The organism is Pseudomonas sp. Marseille-Q5115 (assembly GCF_916618905.1).
Lineage (GTDB): Bacteria > Pseudomonadota > Gammaproteobacteria > Pseudomonadales > Pseudomonadaceae > Aquipseudomonas > Aquipseudomonas japonica_A.
This window is the reverse complement of the sequence record NZ_CAKAKI010000001.1, coordinates 4,815,363-4,840,129: the sequence shown is the minus strand read 5'-3', so window position 1 is coordinate 4,840,129 and position 24,767 is coordinate 4,815,363. Positions and strand designations below refer to the sequence as shown.

The window sequence follows — 24,767 nt, the reverse complement described above, 5'->3', positions numbered from 1 at the left end:
AAACGCGACAAACTGCCGCACAAAGCCTTCGAACCGCGAAGATTAACATTTGTTCAAGCCAATGAAAGCACTCTGCTATCGCCTTTTTGGCGGCTTGTGGCTTGACGCACAGTGCCTGCGCCGGTCGCCTTTGTGGGCTGGTAACCAAAACGCTACACAAGCGCAACGTTGACCCCGTACCGGGCAAGCAAACCGTTATACTCCCGGCGAACCATGAACCGGATTACAAGGACCCGCCCATGAAAGCGTTCGGCAAAATCCTGGGGCTATTCATACTCGGGCTGTTGCTGATCATCGTGGCTCTGGGCTTTGCCCTGACCCATCTTTTCGATCCCAACGACTATAAAGACGAGATCCGCAAGCTCGCCCGCGACAAGGCCCACGTAGAGCTGACCCTCAATGGGGATATCGGCTGGAGCCTTTTCCCATGGCTTGGGCTTGAACTGCATGACGCTAGCGTAGCCACGCTCGCCCAACCGCAAAGCCCCTTCGCCAACCTCCAACTGCTGGGGCTGTCGGTTCGGGTATTGCCGCTGCTGCGCCGCGAAGTGCAGATGAGCGACGTGCGCATCGATGGGCTTGAACTGAACCTGCAGCGTGACGCTCAGGGCCATGGCAACTGGGAAGACTTCGGCAAACCCTTGCCCGGCGACCCGGCGCAGCCAGCCCCAGCCCCGGCTGGCAATGAACCCTCTGCCACTGCCGAGCACGGTCGGCCTTTGAAGCTGGACATCGACAGCCTCACGGTGAACAACGCGCGGGTGGGCTTCCTGGATGAACAAAGCGGCCGTACCTTCAGTGCCGAAAGCATCCAGCTGAGCACCGGGGCCATTCACCCGGCAACCGATATTCCGGTGACGCTTACCGCGTTCCTGGGCACCAACCAGCCCGAACTTCGCGCGCGCACCGAGCTGAAGGGCACGTTGCGCTTCGACCCCTCCGTGCAGCGCTACCAGTTCGAAGACATGCGCTTGGGCGGCGAATTGTCTGGCGCGCCCTTGCAGGGAAAAACGGTCACCTTCGCGGCTCAGGGCCAGTTGCTGGCCGACCTCGCGGCCAAGGTCGCCGATTGGAACAACCTGAAACTTTCGGTGAACCAGGTGCGCGCGCTGGGTGAACTGCATGCACGCGACATAGACACCGCGCCTCAGCTCAGTGGCGCGCTGTCGATCGCGCAACTGGACCTGCGCGCCTTCCTCGATGGCATTGGCCAACCCGTGCCGGGCACCGCAGACCCGGCCGCGCTCACACAGGTCGAGCTGGTGAGCACGCTGCAGGGCAACCGGAACGCGCTGGCGCTTGAAGACCTCTCCATCAAGGTGGATGGGAGCACCCTCACCGGCCGCGTGGCGATAGAAGACATCGCGGCGCAGGCGGTACGCATCAAGTTGCAGGGCGACTCGCTGGACCTGGACCGTTACCTCCCCGCCGACAGCGATGCGGCCAAGGGCACATCGGCTGCTCGCCAGGCAGAGGTGCAGGGCAGCGAAGCGGCGGCCATGGCCAGCGGTGATTCTCCCTTGCCCGAAGCGCCCGGCCGCCAGGCCTGGAGCGACGATCGCCTGTTCCCCATCGAGCGCCTGCGCGCCATCGACCTGCAGGCCGAGCTGAGCCTGGCGCGGCTTACCGTCCAGAAGCTGCCCATCGACAATGCGCGGCTGACCGCTACAGGTGCTCATGGCCTGCTCAACCTGCAACAGTTGGGCGGGCAAATCGCCAATGGTGATTTCAATGCCACTGGCAGCCTCGATGTACGCCCGGAGGTGCCCGTGCTCAGCGTCAAGGCCAACTTGAACAAGGTGCCCGCGGAAGCCGTGCTTGCCAGCCACACCGCCACCCCGCCGGTTCGCGGGCTGCTTACCCTGGACGCCACATTCACCGGTAGCGGCAACAGCCAGAAGGCATTGGTAGATACCCTCAACGGCAACGCCCGCTTCAACGTAGACAACGGCGTGCTGGTCAATGCCAACCTCGAACAGCAACTGTGCCAGGGCATTGCCCTGTTGAACCGCAAGGCCCTGGCCAGCGAGCCGCGCGGCCGGGACACACCCTTCCAGCGCCTCGACGGCACGTTGACCGTGCGCGACGGGGTGGCCAATAACCCTGACTTCAAGGCGAACATTCCCGGGCTGCGGGTAAACGGCAATGGCGACATCGACCTGCGCGTGCTGGGCATGGATTACCGCGTAGGCGTGGTGGTAGAAGGCGAGAGCGGCAACATGGCCGACCCTGCCTGCCAGGTGAACGACCGTTTCGCCAACCTGGAACTGCCGGTTCGCTGCCGGGGCCCTCTGGAGCTGGGTGCGCGCGCTTGCCGTGTAGATCGCGACGGCCTTGGCCAACTGGCAACCCAGGCGGTACGCAACCGGGTAGAAGAAAAAATCGAAGACAAGCTGGGCGACAAGGTCAGCCCCGAACTGAAGGATGCCCTCAAGGGCCTGTTCAAGCGATGACACCCGAGCAATTTTCCTCCGCCGTGCTGAGCTGGTTCGACCAGCACGGCCGGCACGACCTGCCCTGGCAGCAGCAGATCAACCCGTACCGCGTGTGGGTATCGGAAATCATGCTCCAGCAGACGCAGGTGAGTACCGTGCTCAACTATTTCGACCGGTTCATGGCGGCGCTGCCGACCGTGCGCGACCTGGCCGAAGCACCGGAAGACGAAGTGCTGCACCTGTGGACGGGCCTTGGGTACTACACCCGCGCGCGCAACCTGCAAAAGGCCGCGCGCATCGTGATGGCCGACTACAACGGTGAGTTTCCGCGCGACCCGGCCTTGCTCGAAACCTTACCCGGCATCGGCCGCTCCACTGCGGGCGCCATCGCCAGTATCAGCATGGGCCTGCGAGCGCCTATTCTCGATGGCAACGTGAAGCGCGTGCTGGCCCGGTATACCGCACAAAGCGGTTACCCAGGCGAGCCGAAGGTAGCGAAGGGCCTGTGGGACGCCGCTGACCGCTTCACACCTCACGCACGGGTAAACGATTACACCCAGGCCATGATGGACCTGGGTGCCACGCTATGTACCCGCAGCCGGCCCACCTGCCTGCTGTGCCCGCTGCGCGAAGGCTGCAGGGCGCACCTGCTGGGCGAGGAAACCCGCTTCCCTGCGCCCAAGCCGCGCAAGGCGCTGCCTCAACGGCAAACGCTGATGCCACTGCTCAGCAATGGCCAAGGCGACATTCTGCTGTATCGCCGCCCTTCCACAGGGCTGTGGGGCGGGCTGTGGAGCCTGCCCGAGCTGGATGACTTCAGTGACATCGAGCACTTGGTAGCCCAGCACGACCTCCGGTTGCTGGATACACACGCTTTGCCTGGCCTTACACATACCTTCAGCCATTTTCAGTTGAGCATCCAACCCTGGCTGGTTCAGGTGGATGCGCGCGCCGCTCGCGTGGCCGAGGCCGACTGGCTCTGGTATAACCTCGCCACCCCGCCGCGCCTGGGCCTGGCTGCCCCCGTGAAAACATTGCTGGAGCGCGCGGCCCTTGCCTTGCATGCAGGAGAAACCCCATGACCCGCACCGTGATGTGCCGCAAGTACAAAGAAGAGCTCCCTGGCCTGGAACGTCCGCCCTACCCTGGCGCCAAGGGTGAAGACATTTACCTGCACGTCTCGCAGAAGGCCTGGGCCGACTGGCAGAAGCACCAGACCCTGCTCATCAACGAGCGGCGGCTGAACATGATGAATGCCGAGGACCGCAAGTTCTTGCAGGCCGAGATGGACAAGTACCTGTCTGGCGAGGATTACGCCCAGGCCGAAGGTTACGTTCCGCCCTCGGAATGACCCCTTGCCGCGTAAGCGACGGTAATAATTAAAATTTTTTTGCACCGACGCTTGACGTCATCCTGAAAAACCCGTTTAATGCGCCCCGTTGCCCAGGTAGCTCAGTTGGTAGAGCAGGGGATTGAAAATCCCCGTGTCGGCGGTTCGATTCCGTCCCTGGGCACCACTCTTCCAAAACCCCTGAATCGAAAGGTTCAGGGGTTTTTTGTTGATGCGCGACATGAAAGCCAGCTTTCGCTCACGCGCTTCGCGCATTCCGTCCCTTGCGCTTCAGTTGTTGCGCTACGCTCATAACGCTTCGTTTCGCGCCGGCAAAGGAGCCGCCCCATGTCCTCTCCCCGCAAGCAGCAGAAGAAACACAAGCGCGCCTCGTCCAAGGCCCGGCAGAACCGCATCCTGCGCAACAACGTTGCCGACACGCCGCCAGAGAACAACCCCGACGCCTTGTCTCCTGCGTTCATCAGCATGGAAGAGTTCTTCGATGGCGGCATGGAGATGGGCGCCTTCGACGACATGTTCGAGGCCATGGCCGCAGTTGAGCCCGAGGGCCAACAGGCCGTTGCGCATGTGTTCCTGACTGAATCCCCACTGCCGCTGGTGATGGAGAATTACTCGGAAGACGACGTGTCGGACCTGATCATTTCGCTGTGGATCGCTTACTACGAGAAGCACCACGATATGAGCGAAGACGACGCCATGGCACGCATCGAAAGCCCTGAGTTCTCCGAAGCCTACGTAGCGGCTGCCGCGGTTATCGCCGAAGCGCCTGATGCCTAGCACTGTCTGACTTCATTCGCAGGCTGACGCCCACTCCCACAAGGGCCTGCGTTGGCTCTCCTGCCCTTACCAAACCTTTACCGTTTCCATACCGCGCTTTACACGCCCCCGGTGTTTCATACGTCCATGGCGCCACCCTGATCGGCGCTTGAGGAGACACCATGTTTGCGAAGTTGACCAAAGCCCTGCTTCTTTCCACTTGCCTGGTGGCCGCTGGGGTCGCCGGTACTGCGTCAGCGGACGAGCGCAACTTCATCGTGCCAGTGGTCGCTGGCGCTGCGGTAGGCGCGCTGATCGCAAGTAATTGGGACAACGGTGGGCATCACCACCACGACGGGCCTCGTTACGCACCACCGCCACGCCAGGTGGTGTACGTGCCGGCGCCACAGCCGGTGTACTACCGCCCCGCGCCGCAGGTGGTGTATTACCGCCCCGCCCCGCCGCCACCTCGGCACTGGGAACACCACCGTTTCGATGGCCCACGCTGGTAAGCACCAAGGGATAAACGAAAAGGCCGCTACCCTCTCAGGTAGCGGCCTTTTGTAGCTTCAGCGCCTGGGCAGGTATCAGCTGCCAAGTACCGCACGGCCAGCGCCCGACGATTTGCGACGACGGTCAACGATCAACCCTGCAGCCACCACCGCAATGGTGAGCAAGCCAGTGGCGATGATCTCAATGCGATGGTCGGCACGGAAGAACATCACGGCCAGCACAGCGATGATGAACGCGATCACCAGGTAAGTAAGGCCAGGGAAGGCCCACATCTTGAACGCCATCTGCTCACCCCGTGCTTCGGCCTGGCGGCGCATGCGCAGTTGCGAGAAGGCTATTACGAGGTACACCAGCAGGGCGATGGCGCCCGAGCTTGCCAGCAGGAAGTCGAACACCGCCGCAGGGGCTACATAGTTGGCGAAGGTGGCCAGGAATGCAGCTGCGGTAGACAGAATGACCGCGGTGTAAGGCGTGCCAGCGCGCGAGGTACGTTGGGCGACCTTCGGAGCATCGCCACGTTTGCTCAGAGAGAACAGCATGCGCGAGGAGGTGTAGAGCGCCGAGTTCAGGCAGCTGGTAACGGCAACCAGTACCACGATGTCCACGATGAGCTTGGCGTTAGGCACGCCAACGAGGTTAAGTACGGTCTGGTAGGAGCCCAGCTGCGGCAGCGCAGGGTCGTTCCACGGCACCAGTGCAACCACCAGGAAGATCGATACCAGGTAGAACAGGCAGATCCGCCAGATCACCGAATTGGTGGCCTTGGAAATCTGCCGGCCTGGGTCGCGGGACTCGGACGCGGCAATGGTCACGATCTCGGTACCCATGAACGAGAACATGGTAGTGAGCATCGCAGCTACCACAGCGCCCAGGCCGTTAGGCATGAAGCCTTGGGTGTCGGTCACGTGGCTGAAGCCGCTGACCTGGCTGCCCGGCACGAAGCCGAACGCCGCGCCGAGGCCCACCACGATGAAGGCGATGATGGCGATAACCTTCAGCAGCGCGAACCAGAATTCGAACTCGCCGTAGTTTTTCACGCTGAACAGGTTGGTAACCGTGAGCACCGCGGTGATGATCAGGGCAAACACCCATACCTGAACGTCCGGTATCCAGGCATGAAGGATGGCGGCGGCGGCGTTGGCTTCCAGCGGAATTACCAATACCCAGAACCACCAGTACAGCCAGCCAATGGTAAAGCCAGCCCAGTGGCCGATGGCACGGTCGGCGTAGGTGGAGAACGAACCGGTATCTGGCGAAGCGACCGCCATCTCACCCAACATGCGCATCACCAGCACCACGAGGGTACCTGCGGCAGCATAGGCCAGCAGCACGGCTGGGCCGGCTTCGGCAATGGCGTGGCCGGAACCCACGAACAGGCCAGCACCGATTACACCGGCGATAGACAGCATGGTGACGTGGCGGGCTTTCAAGCCTTGGGCGAGCCCGCCAGCGTTTTGAACACTACTCATACGTGTACCCTTCCGAGAAAGCGATTTGACCGACGATTGTGCTCAACCCCTACCACTGTTTGAGACACGCTACGCGCCGTTGGATTTATTTTACGCAAGAAGCGCGCCAAATTGATGCAAAATAGTTCAAACCGCTTGACCATCGGTATTGCGAGGTCAGCGGCATAAACGTTTAAGCAATATGGCTTTTTGTCGCAGGCCGCAGAGTATTACCGGATTACACATTTTCCTACAGAAAAATGCCCCCTTTTCGGGCGAGCGGTAACACCCTTGCTCGCCATTGGTGCAACCGTTCCAGCCTTTTCAATCAGCGCCAGGTACAACCGAGATAGAACCTTTGCGCGCCTGGGCAGGGGATAAAAATGTCACCAAGGCCATATCGCCCGGGTGATGTTTTTGCGATAACCGTTGTCGAAGCGAGGACACCTCGCCGCTGCCCTTTGGAGTTTTGCTACATGGCTCGATTTTTCAGTTCGCTTGTGGGTTGCGTTCTGGCCCTTTCCTGCCTTTCTTCGGCGCATGCAGTAGAAAAACTGCGCATGGGCATGGAAGGTGGGCACCCTCCGTTCAATGACACAGACGCCAGCGGGCAAGTGGTCGGGTTCGATGCCGATATTGGCGCGGCGCTGTGCGCGAAGATGAAAGTGGAATGCGAGATCGTGACCACGAGTTTCGAAGAGCTCATTCCGGCACTGAACAACAACCAGTACGACTTCCTCATTTCTTCCTTGTCGGTCACCGAAGACCGCAAGCAGCTGGTGGATTTCACCGACCCCTACTACATCAACAAGCTGCAATTCGTTGCAGCCGGGAACAGCGACCTTACTAACGCCGCGGGCACGCTGATGGGTAAGACCCTGGGTGCTCAGGAGGGCACATTGGCCGCAAAGTGGCTGCAGGAAAACGCAGCCAATGTGGCCATCGTGCAGACGTTCCAGACGCAAGATGAAGTGTATGTAGCCCTGTCGACCGGCCAGATCGACGGCGCCCTGGCTGACAAATACTCCACGTATGAGTGGCTGCGCACCGACGCGGGTAAAGGCTTCGAGCTCAAGGGTGAGCCTGTGGAAGACGGCGACCAGATTGCCATCGCCACTCGCCTGAACGATTCACTGCGCACGCGACTGAACGTTGCCCTGAAGGACATCATCCAGGACGGTACCTACAAGAAGATCAACGACAAGTACTTCCCGTTCAGCATCCGTTGACATGCTGGAGAACCACGCCCTCGAGATACGCTTCGCGGCGCTGCATGAGTTTCTTGCAGCGCACGAAGCGCTGTGGAAGCCGCGCCCGTTTACATGCCTGAGGTTGCCTTGGGAAACGGACCACCCAGAACTGGCTCACTGGCTGCGCCAACGATCACTGGACGACGCCGAACAGGCCGCGCTCGCACCACTCGAAACCGAGAGCCCCTCGCCTTTGCCAGAGTTGGCGGCGCAAGCGGCCGCTCTGGGGGAGCCGGGCAGGCTGCCATCTTTCGAGCTGCCTGCTCCGCCCTCTCGGCTGGAGCGGGATGTACCGGGCCGCAAATGGGAGCAGATCGAAGCCTTCGCGCAAGCCCTGGCGTTTACTTCTCCCGTGACACATTGGGTGGACTGGTGCGCGGGCAAGGCGCACCTGGGCCGTCGGTTGCTGAGGCCTGGCCAAAAGATGACCTGCCTGGAGCACGACCCTGCGCTGGTCGCCGCCGGGCACTTGCTGAGCGAGCACCACAGGCTGCCGGCCACCCACCAGCGCTGCGATGTAATGGCGGATGGCGTTGTTCTTGTGCCGGGCGACACCCCGGTAGCCCTGCATGCCTGTGGGGACCTTCACGTAAAGCTGCTGCGCCTGGCCAGTGAGCACGGTTGCGCCCAGCTGGCGATTGCCCCGTGCTGCTACAACCGCACCCAAGCTAACAGCTATGTAGCGTTATCTGCCGCCGGCCAAGCCCGGCCGCTTCATCTTGATCGCGACGACCTGGGGCTGCCGGCCAGTGAAGCGGTAACAGCCGGTACCCGGGAAAGGCGCCAGCGGGACCTCTCGATGGCGCGCCGCCTCGGCTTCGATCTGCTCCAGCGGCAGGTGCGCGGCGTATGCGAATACTTGCCCACGCCTTCGCTGCCAGTAAGCTGGCTAGGCAAAAGTTTTGCCGATTACTGCCAGCATCTGGCCGCACTGAAGGGTGTCGAACTTGAGCCAAGCGAGGACTGGGCCTATTGGGAACAACAAGGGCAGCGGCGGCTGGCCGAGGTTCGCAATCTGGAAAGGGTTCGCAACCTTTTTCGGCGGCCGCTGGAGTTATGGCTGGTGTTGGACCGGGCGCTTTTCCTGGGGGAACAAGGTTATAAAGTTCGTATAGGTACCTTTTGCGAACGCACGCTCACGCCACGTAACCTGCTCGTTCTCGCAGAACGAACAACTTGTGGATAAGTCTGTGAACAAGTTGATGGCAAGTTACTCATACCACCCCGTGCCGGTGCGCAAGTTCAGCCAGGCAGATCACTGATCTCACTTTGAGTTTTTTCACCAGCCGCGTTTTGTAAGAACTGATCGTCTTGTTGCTCAACAGCAAGGCCTGACCTATCTGCAAATTGCTGACACCCATCGCCAGGTATCGCAGCACTGCCAACTCGCGCGCCGAAAGCCCGGCGATGCGTACACGCTCATCCGGGTCCGAGTGGCTGGGTAGCTCGCTTCCAGCCCGTACATTGGGAAAACAGATAAAGCCTGCTCGCACGGCCTGGATAGCCTTGCGAAATACTTCGATATCCGTGCTTTTGGAAACGTAGGCCGTAACCCCGGCGCGCATGCACCGGTCCATCGAAAACTCTGCGGGGCAGGCGGTAACCACCACGATTTGAATCCCAGGTGCCTGGCGGCGAATACGGTTGATGACGTCCATGCCGTCAAGGCCGGGAAGTACCAGTTCCATCACGAGGATGTCTGGCTTCAACTCTCGAGCCTGGGCCATGCCCTCTATACCGTCACTGCATTCGGCAAGCACGGTTACCCCCTCCTGGACCAGGATCCGTTTGAGGATTACGCGAATGTAAGGCTGGTCGTCGATAATCACTGCCGTCGCCATGGGATGGTCTCTTGCACGGTCAACGCCCGGGATCACCGGCGTTAGTCGACCTGTGGATAAACGTGGGAGGTGCGCTGGGCGCCCTCGCGTAATTCATAGCGGTACATTTCCCCGGCCAGACGCGGCAGCTCACCCTGCTGGCCCGGCCGAATATGCAAGCTGGTGCCGAACGTGCAGGCCTGGGAATCGAGCTTGCAGCGCTGCACGTTTTCCACCCGCACGGTGGCATTACCCTCGTTGACGATGCGCAGCCTTTGCTCGTCGGGTTCCAGCCGGGTGGCGTAGCGAGGCTGCGCCGGGCTCACGATCACGATCGTGCCAATGGCTTTGAGGATGCCCACTCCGGCTTGGAGGGTATCGGCATAGGCCTGGGCTTCCTCGGGCTGCAGGGCAAACGCATCCTTGGGCTTGGGGGCAACCGGTACATAGCGAACACGGAAGTACCGCTCGGTGGTGCGCGGGCCCCGGTAAATGATCCGTGCCTGCTGAGCGCCGCTTGCCGGGATGATCAACCGCGGCGGCGTGGCCAGCAGCGCCCGGGTTTTACCGTCTTCATCTGCCAAGGGCCGTTCATCGGGCTCGCCTTTCCTGTCAAAGCTGAGCTCCGCAAGTTGTATTTGCACGAATGCCGTAGCGTCGCCGAGGTTTCTTATATTCGCCAACAGCATGGCGCGGTTGGCCGGCAAGTAGTGATAGAAGGAACCAGGGTCCAGGTCGGGGCCGGCGCTGGCACTAGCCGAACATACGAGCACCACTCCCCCCAACCATCGGGCCACCCATTCGCGCCAATGCGTGATGAAGCACATGCTGCCCTTACTCATAAGAGCTGCGCATCGAAATACAGCGTGACCTGGCCCGAATAGGTATCACCGCCGCGCTTGATCATCTGCTGTACCTCGCCGTTGAGGGTATGAAACTCCACTTCGCCCCGTTCACCGGCGATTGCACGGCGGGCATCCAAGGGGTAATGAACATGCTCGGTGAGGCGCATCCGTTGTACGGGCGCGCCCTGATACACAAGGCCTTGGGGCAGCGAAATCATCGTTGCAACGGCGGCCTGCTCACCCGTATGGGTATTGCCGATGGCGCAGTCACCGGCCTGTTTCGTGTGCTCACATCCCATATAAACACTGAACGGGCCAGTAGTTGTAACGCGCATGGGCAGTCGGCCAGCGAGCTGGGCGGTAGGCGATATATTCCCCATCATCCATTCGATCCAGCTGCCATTTCGTGGCTCCAGCACAACCTGTGCAGCATTGTTATCGAACGCTATGCCCAACTCGTGCTCTACATCGACTTCGAAGTTGAATGTCACACTGTTGCTGCTAAGCCCCGAAACCTGGCTACCAAGCGAGAAGTCCCCCGTTTCACCTACGGACCAGGTGAGGCTGCCGGTGTATCGCCCCATGGGCACGGTATGAGGCGCCGGGAATATCAGGCGGTAGCCCACCGAGAAGGACTTCACCTCAGGCTCGATCTCGCGTTCACCTTCGGACACGCCGCCGGAGGTGGGGTAGCACAGCCCGGGCGACGCAGGGTTGGCCACCTGCCATACGAAGCCCATGCTGGCGCCGGCATCGAACGCATGAGAGTTCACAAAGTTGCAACCGCCGCCCGTACTCCAATGGAAACCGGGATTCTCGTAGGGCGAAAAGCCGCTACCGGTCAGTAGCTCGGCCAAGTGAGTGATCTGGAGGTCGAACGCAAGGGTCGCCCCGGTATCAGAAAACAGGGTTACCCGGGCTTGCGGGGGTGCCCGCAGCGACCATCGGGAAGGTAACGGCGGCAACCCGGAAAAAACCTGGCGGCCGTACGTAACCGGCAGCGCCACTGAAAGTTCGCCAGGTACGCAACCGCCGAACTCCTGGCAGTAGCCTGAAGAAGGCGTTGTGTTTTCAAACCCATTGCCGGTATTGCCTGGCCGAAACTGTGCGGTAATGTCTACTGCGGCGGCATCGCCACAAGGTATTGCCAGGCTCAACATCAGCATGGCCACTGATGTTCCAGGCGTCACCGGATGATTGCCCACGGCATATCTGAGCCAGCCTGGCTTGGTCACATTGAACACTGCCTACCTCCCTATAAAATGAAACTCCATGGCCGCGTACCTGCACTTAAAGCCTTGCGTCGAATATCAGTGTTACCAAACCAGCCCATTTATCGCCGGGTGAGCTGGCCAGTTTTACAACCTGATCATAGAGTGCATAAAACTCGAACTTTCCAAGGGCGCTGCTCACCAGCCCCCGGGTCAGGTATCCAGCCGGACGCCCGTGAACCAGCGCTTCGCGCCAGGGAGCTTCCTCCCCGGGATACTCCGCCCGCTCAAGACCCTTCGGTGGATAAAACATAACGCCGAAATACACAAATTCATTATTGCGCTCATTACGTATCACGCAGGACTCGCCGATGCCTTGCTCTGCGCAGTTCATAGTGATACTGAATGGCCCGGAAGTTGTGAGGCGGTACGGCAACGAACCAGCCACTTTGGTGGGTGGCACCCCAGTGTCCAGCCACTTTTGCCAGCCAGTGGTGGGTTCCAGAACAACCCTGTCCGAGTTTGCCGGAAACTGCACATGAAGTTCATGGTGAACGGTAAGTGTGAAGTTGAACGTTACGCTGTTGGTGCTGAGGTTCGTTACGTTGTTGCCCAGGGTGAAGTCACCCGCCTCGCCCACACTGAAGGTAACGGAGCCATGATAAGTACCCATCGCCATGGTGTGGGGCCTGGGTAAAACCAGCTTGTACCCCACGGAAAAACTACGGACCCAAGGCGTGACGCTCTCTTGCTTGGTTACATAGGATGAGGTGGGATAACACAGCGACGGCGAGCGAGGGTCATTCACTTGCCACACGAACCCTGAATCGCTCGTGTCGCCGTCGTAAGTGGCGCCAGTCAGCCAGGTGCATCCACCGCCGGCACTGTAATGGGCTGCGGGGTTGTTAAACTTCGTCAGCGGGGTGGAGCCTTCGGTAAGCGCCTCGGCCACATGGGTAATCTGCAGCTGCAGGGCCGCGGTATCGCCTCTATCCGATACCACATTCACCGTGGTTTCCCTCGGTATCTGCAGTGACCAGCGCTGTGGGATCGGCGGCAATCCTGATAGTACTGTTCGCTCGTAACTGATCGGCAGGGCAACCGAGAATATGCCACTGGCGCAGCCGAATTCCCGGCAGTAGCCAGAGTTCGGCGTGGTGTTGCGAAATTCCCCCCGGTTCTCCGAAGGGCGGTAGTCCGCGGTTATTTCCACATCTGCGGCCCAGGCGTTGCCGGCCAACAGCCCTGACAGGGCCACTGCGATCCGAGCGACACGCCAGCCCCTACCCGGGAACAATGGCTTAAACATCACGATCCTCCAGTGCTGTGCTGCCGGCGACGGTGCGAGGAGAGCACGTCAGATCGCCCATCATCACTACGTCCTGGTCCCGCTCACCGCGAGCGGCGTCGATACGCACCAGGCAGTGGCGTCTGCCGTCTACCCGCACTTCGAGGGTGGGCGTGGACTGGCTCATCTCTACCGCAAAAAAGCCGTCGGTCTCGGTCACGCTGCGGCTGGCATGGTTGATTACCATGGCGGCGGGTACGGGTTGGCCCGCAGGGTCGAGCAAACGTCCAATTACAGTCATGGTGCGCATCACCTGCAGGCGCTGGTAGGCCACACCGCCCATATTCAAGTGGTAGTCGGCCACATGTGGCGCAACCACTATGGGGGCAGCCTCCTCGCCTTTGATATCAAATCGAACCCGGCCCTTGCGGTAGGGGCTCAAGGGAATCACATTGCGCCCACGGCGCAGTTGGCCGGATGTCCCGTTGCCATCGAAGCTGAGCAATTCCACGTCTTCCACATCGCTGTCTACATCTACCACCATGCCCGCCTGGTACACGCCCAGGTTTCCGGTCGAGGCCAGGTGACCATCGCCAAGGGCCAAGGTGTTGCTGAGGTTGAGGCCACCGCCGAGCTCGTCGTTGTACGAAGAGGTTTGCAGGTAGGCGTCACCCGCCAACAGGCGGTTCTGGAAGCCCACCCTGCCACCTACGCCAAGGCCATAGCTGTCCTTGTTCAACGTGCCGGTGACGTTACGTACGAACGGGCCGTTGACCTGATGCTGGTAGTTCAAGGAAGCGGTGTGCTCACGCCCGCCATCACGACGGGTACGGCTGCCCAGGCTGCCGTAGAGGCTGTCTCCGTTGCCGCCCAGGGCCAAAGTAAGGCTTACATCCACGCCCCGGTTGCGCTCGGCGCCACTGCTGGCCACCGCCGGGCGGTCGAACACCGAGAAACGCCAGGTTGTGTCCGTGCCCAGTAGTACCGCGCGCTGTACCCAGGAAAGGTCCAGGCCAAACCCGTCCACAGCACCGGTGGCATGAGAAAGCCTCATCACACCCGTTCCGCGTGGCGAAAATCGGTGTTGCCAGCTCAGTGAGCTCTGGGACGTTTCACGTACTTCCCAGCGATAACGCGGGGTGTAATACGCTGGCCAGCGGTCCCCCAGCTGGTATTGGTATAACCAGGAGCGGGTGTGGCTGGCCACCACATTGCCCTTCGGATAGGTGTAGATCGCTTGTACGTCCAGGCCATCGCCCCGCCCTTCGGTACGGTACAGGTTGACGTACGTGCGAAACGCCGTGCTCAGGTCCCAGTCCAGAGACGTGCCGTATTGCATCGCCCCGTCAACATGCTCCACGGAAAGGCCAAGGATGGCCGTAGGGTGGAGCAGGTAGTTCGTGATCAGGCCGGCATTCATGCCCTCTTCGCGATCGGTTTCCCAGTTGCTGAACAGCTCTCTGCCCTGGCCGAGGTAGGCGTTGTAGCGCCAGCGCTGCTCGGGGTTGCTCCAGTTGGTGGGCTTGTAAACAAATTCTTCACTGGTGGAAGTGACCTGCCCATCCTCCACTACGCGGATTTCCACGGGGTAGATACCTCCCGGCAGCGGCCGGGTATCGATGGCCTGCAGCCCAGGCTGAACGGGTTGGCTGTTGACCAGCGACCCATTGCGGTACACCTCGATCACCGCCGGGCGGTTGGGCGTGACGTAAATAGGCGTTGCGCTCGGCCGGCCGTCTTCAATGGCCAGGCTGTCGCTGCTGCCGAACATCAGGCCCAGTGTGCCCTCGGGCAAACCGTTGAGGGTACGGGGCTGGCGGCTTAATCCCTGGAGGGATGGGGTGAAGTACCCCACCCGGTAGAAGGTGTTTTCCTTCAGGTAATCGGTGTAAAGGCTACGCAACCGATGACGATCGGTAGTGATGCCTTCGCCTCGGCTGCGGTCCAGCTGGGCTTCGGCTGCTGCGGTCCATGGCCCTTTGCTGGCCAAGGCGGACGCTACGTACGTGCCATACATGTCTGAACGGCTTCCAGCGGCATTCAGCTGGTTACGCACCAGCAGCCCACTGCCGTTCTGCGGCAGGCTGTAATAGCGCGGGCCGCTGCCGGTACTTTCTGCGGCATTTGTAAGGATCGACAGCTGTGACCGTTCGAGGCTGTAGTGCAGGGCAATGAGGCCTTGGGGGCAGTCGGCTTCGCAGCGGCCCAGCTTGCGCGGCTTGCTCAACGCCTGCAGCCATACCTGACGATCGTCTTCGCTCACCTCGGACTGGTCGGTTTCGGCGTACTTCACCAACTCCACCGTTTCGTCCCGGCCCAGCACCAGCGTGGCGTCGGCCAGGTACGCTCCGTTGAGGTCAACACGCACAACGAGGGGCGCGTTGAAGAAATGGTCGCGGAATTCCGCAGGTAGTCCTTGTGTTTGTGTCAGCAAATCCAGTGCAGCGGGTGGCTGCGAGGTAGCCGCCACGGCTGTACTGACACAGAAACTTACCGCGCAGGTGGCGGCAAGCCGGAAGTGATGGGTTGCAAACACCACGGCGAATATCCAGGCATCGAAGAGGCAAGTGGCGGGCCCGGGTGGGCCCGCCGCCAGAAGGGGTCAGGGCGCCAGCGCGGTTTCGAAGGTCACGTCCACGAAGCCCATGTAGTCGCCTGGCTGGTACGGCCCGGTTGCCGCGGCGATGTCCATGTTCATGTAGTACGGGCTGGCAGCGTCCCCGGCGGGTACGATTTCAGTCGTGGTGGTGGTGAGGTCTACGCCGTTGGCGGTGATGGTCAGCGGAATGCTGTTGTTGCGGCTGGTCAGCACGGCGGCGTTTTCCAGGCGGGCGGAAATCGCGCCGGTGGTGCTTTTGGCGATTACACGGTTGGAAACCTTTTGCAGGTTGCCATTAAGGATGCCCATTTTCTGGGTCTGGTTCATCCAGCCGCCCTCGTCGATGATCGAAAATTCCGAAGTCGGAATGTAAGCGGTCACCTGGATCTGCTTGCTGATCACGTTATCGGCAGCCATTACCTGGCCGGCTGCGAGTAGTGCCAGAGGCAGTGCGAGGAATTTCAGTTTCATGGGTTTACGCTCCTTGGTTGGTATAGGCCGAAGTTGAGGGTCGGCTAGCCCTTGATTTCATACGGCAGCGGCGCCAGCGCACCCCGCCGGTGGGTGAACACGTAGATTTCGCCTGGCTTTTTCTCGAAAACCTTTTCGCCCCCTGGGGCAAGGTGATGAACCACCGCCGGGTCGCAATCCAGGCCGTCGCCATTGCAGCGGCGAAAGCGGTCCAGCACAGCCGTGGCATTGCCTACGTTGCGCACTACAAAACGGCTGGGCTCTTCATCAATGGCTAATTGATGTGCAACTTCCCTTGGGCGCACATAGAGCAGCGACCCGAACCCCGCGAGCATCTGCACACCGCCTGAAATTGAAACTTCATAGGCATCGGCTTCGGTTTCAGTAAGTTCAAAGCCGTCTCCTGCGCTGGGCAGCACAGGATTGAAGCGCAGTCGGAAATATCGCTCTTTGGCACGCTCGCCGCTGAACAGCAGCCGCACCGTCTGCATGCCCGCCGCCGGGATGATCAAGCGCGCTGGGGACACCACCAGCTCCCGCTTACCCCCCGCCGTTTCTACGTCTAGCGGGATTTCCTGCACGGTGCCATCCCCTTGGCGCACCAGCTCCCAGGCCCGCACCTTCACAAAAGCGGTGGCGTCGCCGTGGTTGAACACACGCTTTACCACCACATTTTTATCAGCACGAAGATAGTCCGAAAGTGTGCCAATGCTTATTTTCGGGCCCGCCATTGCAGCGCCGGGGAACATAACCAGGCATGCGAGAATAAATATGAACCTCATGACACAACCCGCCCTCTGATAACTAACGCAACGGCATCTGAACAGGGCGCCATTGTTATGATTTATTTGTTTTAGGCATGCAGGCACTTTCCGAGTAACTTGCTCGAAAATTCCGTACCTCGTGTAGGAAAGGTCCGCCAAGGCGCCGACAAGCGCAGCGGCGAAGGGCTGCGGCACGCGAGGCTTTACAGCGGCCCGCGAATCGCTATAATCAGCGCCCTTACCCGCCGGTATAGCTCAGCTGGTAGAGCAACTGACTTGTAATCAGTAGGTCCCGGGTTCGATTCCTGGTGCCGGCACCATACAAATCAAGGGTTTACGTGGCATCGCCAGCCCTGCTCAGGGCCTCCACGTAATAAAGCACGTAAAAAGCCGTTCAGGCGCACCTGGTGCGCGGCTACGTGCGGGAGTGAGCGTGCATGCACCGACGTGTGAGTGCGCACACTGCAGCGGGAGCGTTTGGATGCGGATGGATGCATGACCATCAACCGCCCTCCCCTATAGGCGATTTCGGTTTTCATGTTGACCCATGGGAAACAGGTAACCTTTGTAACCTACCTTCAATATCTCTCTATATCCCTTCACTTCCAATGCGTTGACAGCGTCTCTTTGCTGTAACAAGCGTGTGCCTGAGCTGAAACAAGTTACAAATCGGTCGTGTAACAAAACGAAAACGCAAAACCCTTATAAATCAAGGACTTGCGGTAAAGTTACATCCCCCAAAACACGCAAAAACACAGGCCGGTAACCTAGCAAGGCGAAGCCAGCCGGGCATTTCAGCCGGTTTCTCGCTTCAGGTTACCTAAAGGCCGGATTCCCCAGCCCTCAACCGAAATTTGCCGCTGGAACGGCTATGGCCCTTCCCCCGCATTTTCAAAATCACCCGTCCTGCAGGGATTCGCAGGGATTTCCCCCGGCCCAAACTGCCCACCCAGCGCCCAGATTGGCTCGGCCGCGGTAGGGTGCAGGCCTGAAGAAAAAGGGACCTATTTAGCCCGCAGGCGAGGTGGGGGGACGACCGCGCGCCGTGGGTGCTGGGCCAGCCTTCGGCACCAATTCGGTGCATTTCCGATGAGGGTTGGTAATGCTCAGATAGCCCGATGTAGAGAGCCTGTGGCTTGCTCCAGGCGACGAAAGCAGGCGCGGCGGTACGGCGACAGCCGACCAGCATGCGGGCATGAGGCGCCACTCCAGCTTCTTTGAGCAGTTATGTCGGAAGTTGCCTTGCCTTAGGGGGCTGAGGCGGAAAGAAACCTTGTCGAGAGCTCAACCATCACGATAACCGTGACACCTTAACTGCCATTCGTTCGGCATCGGTTGGTCAGCAATCATCACCAGGCTGAAGACAACTGAACGGGCTGCGATGACCGCGACATCTATAGGGCCGCCCGTTTTCTGTACTCTTTTGTAAAGCCAGATCGCTTGACAATAAATGGATAATTCCCGAAGATTTCCAACGTCGTTGTAAATCCAGCGACCGGGCTTGGAAACCCGAATCACGTTAGGGGCAACAGCGCCCCATTAGAAGCAGGCGCTTTTTTTGCACCTGGATTCTTTTATGGTGGCTGTGTGTGGGAGGTCTTCGGGCCTGCCGGGTTCCTAACGTCCCGGTTTTCCAACCTGCGCACAGCTGCCGCCCATTCGCTTGGAAACGAACGTGGCAGCTCCAACTACGTTAGGAGCTCTGCATGACCGCCCTCAATCCGTCCCGCCTTCGCGCCCTCGCCCACCGCCGCATGGCTCTGGCCGCCCTTCGCGCTGATTCCTCCCTCGCTTCCCGGCTCAAACGCTACAACCACCACATGGAAATCGTCCGTACCCTCGAAACAATTGGGGGTGCCCAATGACTGCTGTCTCGCTGAAGCTGCTGCACCAGGGCCTTGGCCGCATGGCCTCAAGCGACTGCCATCTCCAGCGCGCCGCTGGCTTTCACCATCGGCTTGAACAGCTGAGTGAAACCTATCAGCACCTGGACCGCGTCACTGGCGAGCTCGCCGCCGTATCCGGCGCGCTTGAGCTGGTGCTGCAGCTGCTGGACGCCGCCCATGCTCAACCTATCAACGGCGACTCGCTGCATTGCCTGCTGGCTCCGCTGCACGAGAAAATGAAACGCTCACTGAGCGGATTGGAAGAGGCGCTGTAGGTGATGAACACACAATTGATGGCGGTGCCATTCCACGGCGACAACGTAGTCCTGGTGGGCCAGGACAATGAGCCCTACGTTGCAATGAAGCCTATCGTTACGAATCTCGGGTTAGCGTGGTCCCCGCAGCGGACTAAGCTCTCAGAGAAATTCGCTCCAGTTGTGACGGAAATCGTCACAACTGGAGGTGACGGCAAGCAGTACGAGATGACCTGCCTTCCCCTCCGCAAGCTCCCGGCCTGGCTTTACTCGATCAACCCCAACAAGGTCGCGCCGGAGCTCCGCGAGAAAATTGTCTGCTACCAGGAAGAGTGCGACGAGGTCCTGTGGCAGTACTGGACCAAGGGTCAGGCCAACCGCACAGGCGCGCGGACGGCCTCGCAAGAGGTCACCCTGTCAAACCATCGGCTGAAGCTGCTGAAGGAGCTGCAGCGCACGCGCAACGCCTCGATGCGATCGGCAATTCATCAGCAGCTCGCCAAGACGTCAGCGGACCTTGGGCTACCAGTCCCTGGGATCGACGAGATAGGTTGGGCCGAACCCGAACAGCCGGATTCGGTGAAGGAGTTCTGGGACGCCCTGGATCAACTGGCCCAGCTCGACGTGTCCTACAACCACGCGCCGGCTGGCAAAGGCCTGCTGTGCATCCACCCGCCTCACTTGAACGAGCTGTTTAAAAGCCACGGCATTGGGTACACACTGACGCTAACAACGCGCCAGGCGCTGCGCCTGAGCAAATCGCCCCGGTTCATCGAGGACAACTCGGTCGGCAACAGTACCCTCGATGGCAAAAAGCATCGGATGCTTAAGCTTAAACTCTCAGAATAGCCCCCTATAGGAAAAAAAATGAACCTGAAAACCCTACATCTATTCGAGAAGCTACTGCACTGTGTTGTGCGCATTGAAGCGCTCAGGAACGGCCAATCATTTTCAACTGGCACTGGCTTCGCGTATAACTTTACACTCGATAACGGCGAGAGATTCCCCGCTATTGTAACGAACAAACATGTACTTGAAGGTGCAGACGAAATTTCCATCCCTATTACGCCATGCGATATGGATGGTGAGATGGAGAAGGGATATAGAAATATCAAACTGAGCTTAGTCGAAGATTTTATTTATCGTCATCCTGACGATGTAGATCTGCTTGCTTTTCCGGCCCATATGTTTTTTGAAATGCTACGCCCAAATGGCCAACAGCCTGGCTTTGTAAGCCTGGACCCGAGCATCCTAGCAACGGGAGAAACATTCAAAGAGGTCTTACCCCTAGATAGCCTAACTATGTTCGGCTACCCCAATGGAATTTGGGACAAGATCAATAACGGGGCAATCGCGCGTCGCGGTGTCATAGCAAATCTTCCTAGACATGACTTTTTAGGAAAACCTCAGTTTGTAGTAGACATGGCATGCTTCCCCGGATCGAGCGGAAGTCCAATTTTCCTGCTGGACAACGGGAGCTATAGCGATCGACAGGGCAACATCAATCTTGGCACGCGCGTTAAACTGCTCGGAATTTTGTATGCCGGCCCCCAACATACAGCAGCAGGTCAGATCATCGTGCAGCCAATCCCTACAGCTAATGTCCCGATGCCAATTACTGGCATTCCGAACAATCTAGGCTACGCTATAAAATCAACAGAACTGATAGCGATTCAAGACGTCATCCGCGGAAAAAACCCCCGTACCTGATAGTTCGAAGGGGGGTCTTGACTGAACTGCTTACGGGGCAATTGATCCGGAAAAATAGATGTCGCCGAGCATAACCATAGTTGGAATAGCATTTCAAGGAGCACTATGATGTCTCGCCCAGTCCCCGGAAACCATATTCTTTTCAATGAAGCCATGAAGTCGTTTCGGCGGAATATTCTAGGCACTGACAAGGAAGCAATAAATCAGGATAGGACATACTCGGTTCTTTTGACAGAATTTGAATTGAACGTCCCGTGGGTATTTAATAATGCAAGGGTTGATCCTCAAGCAACTGTTTATTTAGCTCCAGCCCATTCAGCTTTTGTACATCGCATCACAAACCCCTCTACATTACCGCGACACGAACGGCACCTTTATGGGATAGCGCTATCGAGCCTCGTTAGCTTTGTAACTGGAAGGCGATGTGTGGCTGCTCGCGACCCATACTATAACGAACCACAATTATCAGAGTCTCATATAAGTGAGGTCGGGTTGCTTCTGCCCGTGTTAACGGCAGGTCCCGGATCTTCTTCTAGAAGGCTAGAAGATCATCAGCTAGAACATATAGAGAAATCTATAAATCACATTATAGGTTTATTAGGAGCCGTCAGCGATAAAATATATGAATCTTTAATCCAATCCATAAGATTGGTGCACTTATCAATTCTTAACAAGCAAGAAGATTTCGGCTTGGCTTATTTACTAATTGTGTCTTCTATTGAAGCCATAGCTCAACTCGCGATCCCACGGAAAAAAGTTAGCGAAACGCACCCAAAGGAATCCGAATGGAAAAAAAAGGCCCGAACAGACCCCGAATGGAGAGAGCTATTTATTGAATACAAAAACGCCCGAGGCAACAATGGATATTTAGGGAAGCGCTATCTGCGCTTCATTGAGCAGTTTTGCCCTCTGTCCTTATGGGAAAGTCTAGTCCCCCCATCGGACTTCGACAGATCCCTTCCAAGCATTTTTTACCGCTACAAAGTACCTAGCGACCTATCTCCAGAGATGGCAAAAAACCTAATTAACACTTCTTATAAGCATAGATCATCCTTTGTACACGTAGGGGCGCAACCGCCTCACACGGAACCTATCGGGTACAATCGTTTCTTTCAAGTGGTATCCGAATTCGCCGACGGGAACTTTACCCAGCAGCTACTACCGAATTACGAATTAATGCTTGGAATCGCCCGAGCGTCTATAACAGCCTGGGCGGAGCAAATTGCTTCCAAGCGGATATAGTTTGTTACGTGGCATACAACTTTTTCATGTTTCCACGTTGAACTTGATTACCTCTTCCCCTATTAGGTCGTTAACTTGTTGCAGCCGCGCCTGAATCGGCACAAGCTCGTTTTCGACCCAGGCTGCGGATGCGTCCTTAATCGAACCGAAGCCACCCGCGTTTTGGGGCACAATCCCCATCAGCTGCGGCGGGATGCGCAGCGCGGCCAGCACATCGTCCCGGCTCACGTTCTTGATCGAGGTGAAATCGTCCTTCGCGGCCACTTCGCTGACGGGTATCAACTGGATGCCGTCCTTCTTCCCATTGGGCGAATAGACGAACAGGTTGCGAAAATTGCCCGGGCCCTTGGACGATTTGAGCGCCGTGCGCAACGCATTGACGTCGTTTTCGTCCTGGGCGGCGTCGGTCATATAGAGGATGAAGCCGGCATGGCTGCCGTTGTTGTAATACTTACGACGGAACAGCGTGGCAGATTCGTTCAGCAGCGCGCTCTGCAGGGCAGGTAGCCACTCGGGAAGCCCGTAGATTTCCTGGCTAATATCGGCCTCGCGCACGTGGCAGATGGTGCCAGGGGCGAACTGGTGCTCATCAATCCAGGTGCGCACCTGGTAGAACTCATCGGGGGCCAGCCCGCGGCGCATGTACTTGGCCAGCGTGGGCTGCAAGCTCATCACATTGCCCAGGCGCGACAGGCGCTTCTCCAGATAGGCGTTGCCCGACCACAACCAGTCCAGCGCGAATTGCTCGAACGCCGCGCGGCTCAGCCAAGGATGCGGAATGAAGGTGCGCGCTAGGGCGTTGCGCTTGAAGTTGAGTCCGGACTTGAGGAACACACTGGCCCCGGTCGAACGCGCTAACCCATCCAGAGACATGGGCGGGTCGTACCAGCGGCCGTTAAACCAGCACTCCAGGTAATCGAGCACTTCGCGGCCATCGAGTACCGGCGTAGGGTCACCAAACGTAAACGCTTCGATGGGACCGGCATTGCCGGCAGTGGCCAGCGCGGTTGTGGTGGTCATCAGTCAATCTCCATGAAGCCGGTGTTGGCAGTGGTCTGCCCTTCCAGCGGTTCGTTGTGCAGTGCGTGGAACAGCGCCCAGGCAAGGTCGGCATGGCCGGTCTCGTCGGTGCGTCCCGCGGTATAGGTCATTTGCCGGCCACCGGCGGTGACGGTTTTACGAATAGCCATGAGTGATTGGGCAACGTCGGTCCATCCGGCATCGAACTCGAGCCGGCCGTTGTGGATGACGTCCCACGCCTTCATCACCAGCCGGGTTTTCACCTCGGGCGAGTAGTTGAAGGTCGTCAGAGCGGGGAAGAACTGGCGCACCAGCTGCGCAACGCCTGCGCCCATGCCGGTCACGTCGATGCCGATGTAGGTCACCCAATAGCGTTTGGTGATCTGGCGGATGGTCTCGGCCTGGGCGGCGAAGTCCATGCCACGGAACTGGTGTCGCTCGAGCACCCGGAACTTGCCGCCTGGTACCGCTGGCGGTGCGACCACCACCAGCCCTGCGGAATCCCCCGTTGAGGCCGGGTCGTAACCAACCCAAACCTGTCGATCGCCAAAGGGCCTGGCCGCAAACGGTTTGTAGTCCTCCCCCCAAGCCTCCCAACTGTCCACCATACATGGCTGCAGCGCGCTCAACGGGAAGATGCTCGCTCCGTCGTCGACGAACTGGCACATCAGCAGGTTCGCGAACGCATCGGCGCTGTACTCAAGCCGGAGCTCTTCCAGGTCGAACAGATCGCAACCCCGGGCCTCGGCATCGAGGATGGTCACGATCTGCCGCCAGATCCTGTCCTCGCTCAGCCTGCCGCCCTGCAGTGCGTCGTGGCTTACGTCCAGGCTGATGCGCTGCGCTGCAGGCTTGCCCTTGTTGAACCGTTCTCCAGTCCAGAAGCTGTAGGCCTCATGGGCCATGCTCGAGGGCGTTGAGAAATAAGTCCGGCGGTACTGCTTCTGCATGGCCATGCCGCTGGCCACCTTGTTCAGCTCGTTGAACTTGAACGTCCAGAAGAATTCGTCGAAGTAGAAGTTGCCGTGATAGCCCTGTGCGGTGCGCGCGTTGGTGCCAAGGAAATGGAGCTCGGCGCCGTTGGCCAGGATGATCGGATCGCCGGTGAGCTCAACGCCGCACACCTCACGGGCAAAGCCCTGAATGTAGGCCTTGAAGATGTGCGCCTGGTTTTTCGAAGCGGACAGGAAAATCTGGTTACGACCGGTGATCAGCGCATCAATGAGCGCCTCCCGGGCAAAGTAGAACGTCGCACCGATCTGGCGGCTCTTGAGAATCGCCCGGGTCCGCTGGTTGCCGGCGCGGTACCAGTCCAGCTGGTAGCCGAAGCAGCCATCTATGAACGCTTCGTTGAGCTTCTCGACATCCTCTTCGCTGAACTCATTCCGGGAGGGTTTCTTTTTCGGCCCGGCGTTGCGTTTGGCCAGCTCGGGGTTCAGGTCCGTTTCGGTACCGCCCTCGCTGTAGCGCGAGATTCGTGCCTGCCGCTCGAGCTGGCGGTGCAGCAGGTCGATTTCCTTGAAATCACCGCCCGTCTTCGTTTCCTTGAGGATCAGCTGTACGAGCCTGGCCTCGAGCGCGCCGCCGATTCTCTCGGTAGTGCTCGCGCGATCCCACTCGTCCCGCGCCTTCCAGCTGTGGACGGTTTTCTCCTTCTCGTCGAGGTAATCGGCGATGTCAGTGATCCGCCACCCCATCCAGTAGAGATGGCGGGCGGTGCGGCGTGGATCCTGGATGGGAAGTGCGACGGTCGTATTCATGCGCCGATGCTGCCGCCACGCGCGCGTGAAGGCGTAGTCGCGCGTTTTGTAGTCCTCTCCGGTACAAATTGCCCTCATTGCCCGGAAACGCGCCAGAAAACACCATGAGCCACAACGCAACGGCAATAACCCGCCACGCTACGA

General features: G+C 59.1%; 22 protein-coding genes and 2 tRNA genes. 14 read left to right on the top strand and 10 right to left on the bottom strand.

What is annotated here, in order from left to right; genetic code table 11:
• Positions 1–239 precede the first annotated feature (239 nt).
• The 6 genes from LG385_RS22225 (at position 240) to LG385_RS22200 (ending at position 5,054) form a co-directional block, all read left to right on the top strand.
• A complete protein-coding gene (locus tag LG385_RS22225) occupies positions 240–2,453 on the top strand; it encodes an AsmA family protein (RefSeq protein ID WP_225775942.1) in 2,214 nt (737 codons plus the stop codon).
• Positions 2,450–3,517: an A/G-specific adenine glycosylase gene (gene mutY / locus LG385_RS22220; RefSeq protein WP_225775941.1), complete on the top strand. Its 1,068-nt coding sequence runs from the start codon at positions 2,450–2,452 to the stop codon at positions 3,515–3,517. Before LG385_RS22225 ends, mutY begins: the two co-directional genes overlap by 4 nt.
• Positions 3,514–3,786 carry an oxidative damage protection protein gene (locus LG385_RS22215; protein WP_040260162.1) on the top strand — a complete coding sequence of 91 codons (273 nt, stop codon included), beginning with the start codon at positions 3,514–3,516 and terminating at the stop codon, positions 3,784–3,786. The genes mutY and LG385_RS22215 overlap by 4 nt, the downstream gene beginning before the upstream one ends.
• A 90-nt stretch (positions 3,787–3,876) precedes the next feature.
• Positions 3,877–3,952: transfer RNA gene (locus LG385_RS22210), tRNA-Phe, on the top strand.
• Positions 3,953–4,113: 161 nt separating this feature from the next.
• The gene (locus tag LG385_RS22205) at positions 4,114–4,563 is read left to right on the top strand and encodes a hypothetical protein (protein ID WP_225775940.1); all 450 of its coding nucleotides are present in this window, start codon (positions 4,114–4,116) and stop codon (positions 4,561–4,563) included.
• 161 nt (positions 4,564–4,724) lie between these two features.
• Positions 4,725–5,054: a hypothetical protein gene (locus tag LG385_RS22200; protein ID WP_225775939.1), complete on the top strand. Its 330-nt coding sequence runs from the start codon at positions 4,725–4,727 to the stop codon at positions 5,052–5,054.
• A 75-nt stretch (positions 5,055–5,129) separates the two neighbouring features.
• On the opposite strand, the gene gabP is transcribed toward LG385_RS22200, so the two are convergent.
• Entirely contained in the window at positions 5,130–6,524 is a 1,395-nt protein-coding gene (gene gabP, locus LG385_RS22195) for a GABA permease (protein ID WP_225775938.1), read from the bottom strand.
• A 455-nt stretch (positions 6,525–6,979) separates the two neighbouring features.
• Between gabP and LG385_RS22190 the strand changes: the two genes are divergently transcribed.
• A complete protein-coding gene (locus LG385_RS22190) occupies positions 6,980–7,732 on the top strand; it encodes a transporter substrate-binding domain-containing protein (RefSeq protein ID WP_225775937.1) in 753 nt (250 codons plus the stop codon).
• A gap of 1 nt (position 7,733) precedes the next feature.
• Positions 7,734–8,939 carry a methyltransferase gene (locus LG385_RS22185; protein ID WP_225775936.1) on the top strand — a complete coding sequence of 402 codons (1,206 nt, stop codon included), beginning with the start codon at positions 7,734–7,736 and terminating at the stop codon, positions 8,937–8,939.
• Positions 8,940–8,967: 28 nt separating this feature from the next.
• Here the strand turns inward: LG385_RS22185 and LG385_RS22180 are convergent, their stop codons facing one another.
• From LG385_RS22180 to LG385_RS22150, 7 genes are all read right to left on the bottom strand, one after another.
• The gene (locus LG385_RS22180) at positions 8,968–9,594 is read right to left on the bottom strand and encodes a response regulator transcription factor (RefSeq protein ID WP_225775935.1); all 627 of its coding nucleotides are present in this window, start codon (positions 9,592–9,594) and stop codon (positions 8,968–8,970) included.
• Between the two features lie 41 nt (positions 9,595–9,635).
• Positions 9,636–10,400: a molecular chaperone gene (locus LG385_RS22175; protein WP_225775934.1), complete on the bottom strand. Its 765-nt coding sequence runs from the start codon at positions 10,398–10,400 to the stop codon at positions 9,636–9,638.
• An 11-nt stretch (positions 10,401–10,411) separates the two neighbouring features.
• Positions 10,412–11,584, bottom strand: coding sequence for a hypothetical protein (locus LG385_RS22170; protein ID WP_225775933.1), 1,173 nt, complete (start codon positions 11,582–11,584; stop codon positions 10,412–10,414).
• A gap of 124 nt (positions 11,585–11,708) precedes the next feature.
• Positions 11,709–12,938, bottom strand: a complete 1,230-nt coding sequence (locus tag LG385_RS22165; protein WP_225775932.1) for a hypothetical protein — start codon at positions 12,936–12,938, stop codon at positions 11,709–11,711.
• On the bottom strand, positions 12,931–15,456 hold the full coding sequence (locus LG385_RS22160; RefSeq protein ID WP_225775931.1) for a TcfC E-set like domain-containing protein: 2,526 nt from the start codon (positions 15,454–15,456) through the stop codon (positions 12,931–12,933). Before LG385_RS22160 ends, LG385_RS22165 begins: the two co-directional genes overlap by 8 nt.
• 63 nt (positions 15,457–15,519) lie before the next feature.
• The gene (locus LG385_RS22155) at positions 15,520–15,987 is read right to left on the bottom strand and encodes a CS1 type fimbrial major subunit (protein ID WP_225775930.1); all 468 of its coding nucleotides are present in this window, start codon (positions 15,985–15,987) and stop codon (positions 15,520–15,522) included.
• 44 nt (positions 15,988–16,031) lie between these two features.
• On the bottom strand, positions 16,032–16,643 hold the full coding sequence (locus LG385_RS22150; protein WP_225775929.1) for a molecular chaperone: 612 nt from the start codon (positions 16,641–16,643) through the stop codon (positions 16,032–16,034).
• Positions 16,644–16,995: 352 nt separating this feature from the next.
• On the opposite strand from LG385_RS22150, the gene LG385_RS22145 reads away from it, so the two are divergent.
• From LG385_RS22145 to LG385_RS22120, 6 genes are all read left to right on the top strand, one after another.
• Positions 16,996–17,071, top strand: a tRNA-Thr gene (locus LG385_RS22145).
• Between the two features lie 1,386 nt (positions 17,072–18,457).
• A complete protein-coding gene (locus LG385_RS22140; protein WP_225775928.1) occupies positions 18,458–18,616 on the top strand; it encodes a hypothetical protein in 159 nt (52 codons plus the stop codon).
• Complete coding sequence (locus tag LG385_RS22135) at positions 18,613–18,912, top strand: DUF1484 family protein (RefSeq protein ID WP_225775927.1); 300 nt, start codon at positions 18,613–18,615, stop codon at positions 18,910–18,912. Before LG385_RS22140 ends, LG385_RS22135 begins: the two co-directional genes overlap by 4 nt.
• A gap of 3 nt (positions 18,913–18,915) precedes the next feature.
• A complete protein-coding gene (locus LG385_RS22130; RefSeq protein WP_225775926.1) occupies positions 18,916–19,740 on the top strand; it encodes a phage antirepressor N-terminal domain-containing protein in 825 nt (274 codons plus the stop codon).
• An 18-nt stretch (positions 19,741–19,758) separates the two neighbouring features.
• Positions 19,759–20,601 (top strand): S1 family peptidase, encoded by an 843-nt coding sequence (locus LG385_RS22125; protein WP_225775925.1) that lies wholly within the window; start codon positions 19,759–19,761, stop codon positions 20,599–20,601.
• A gap of 426 nt (positions 20,602–21,027) precedes the next feature.
• Positions 21,028–21,843 (top strand): hypothetical protein, encoded by an 816-nt coding sequence (locus LG385_RS22120; protein ID WP_225775924.1) that lies wholly within the window; start codon positions 21,028–21,030, stop codon positions 21,841–21,843.
• A gap of 24 nt (positions 21,844–21,867) precedes the next feature.
• On the opposite strand, the gene LG385_RS22115 is transcribed toward LG385_RS22120, so the two are convergent.
• Both LG385_RS22115 and LG385_RS22110 read right to left on the bottom strand, forming a co-directional pair.
• Positions 21,868–22,863 (bottom strand): phage portal protein, encoded by a 996-nt coding sequence (locus LG385_RS22115; protein WP_225775923.1) that lies wholly within the window; start codon positions 22,861–22,863, stop codon positions 21,868–21,870.
• Entirely contained in the window at positions 22,863–24,623 is a 1,761-nt protein-coding gene (locus LG385_RS22110; protein WP_225775922.1) for a terminase ATPase subunit family protein, read from the bottom strand. The genes LG385_RS22115 and LG385_RS22110 overlap by 1 nt, the downstream gene beginning before the upstream one ends.
• Between the last annotated feature and the right edge of the window lie 144 nt (positions 24,624–24,767).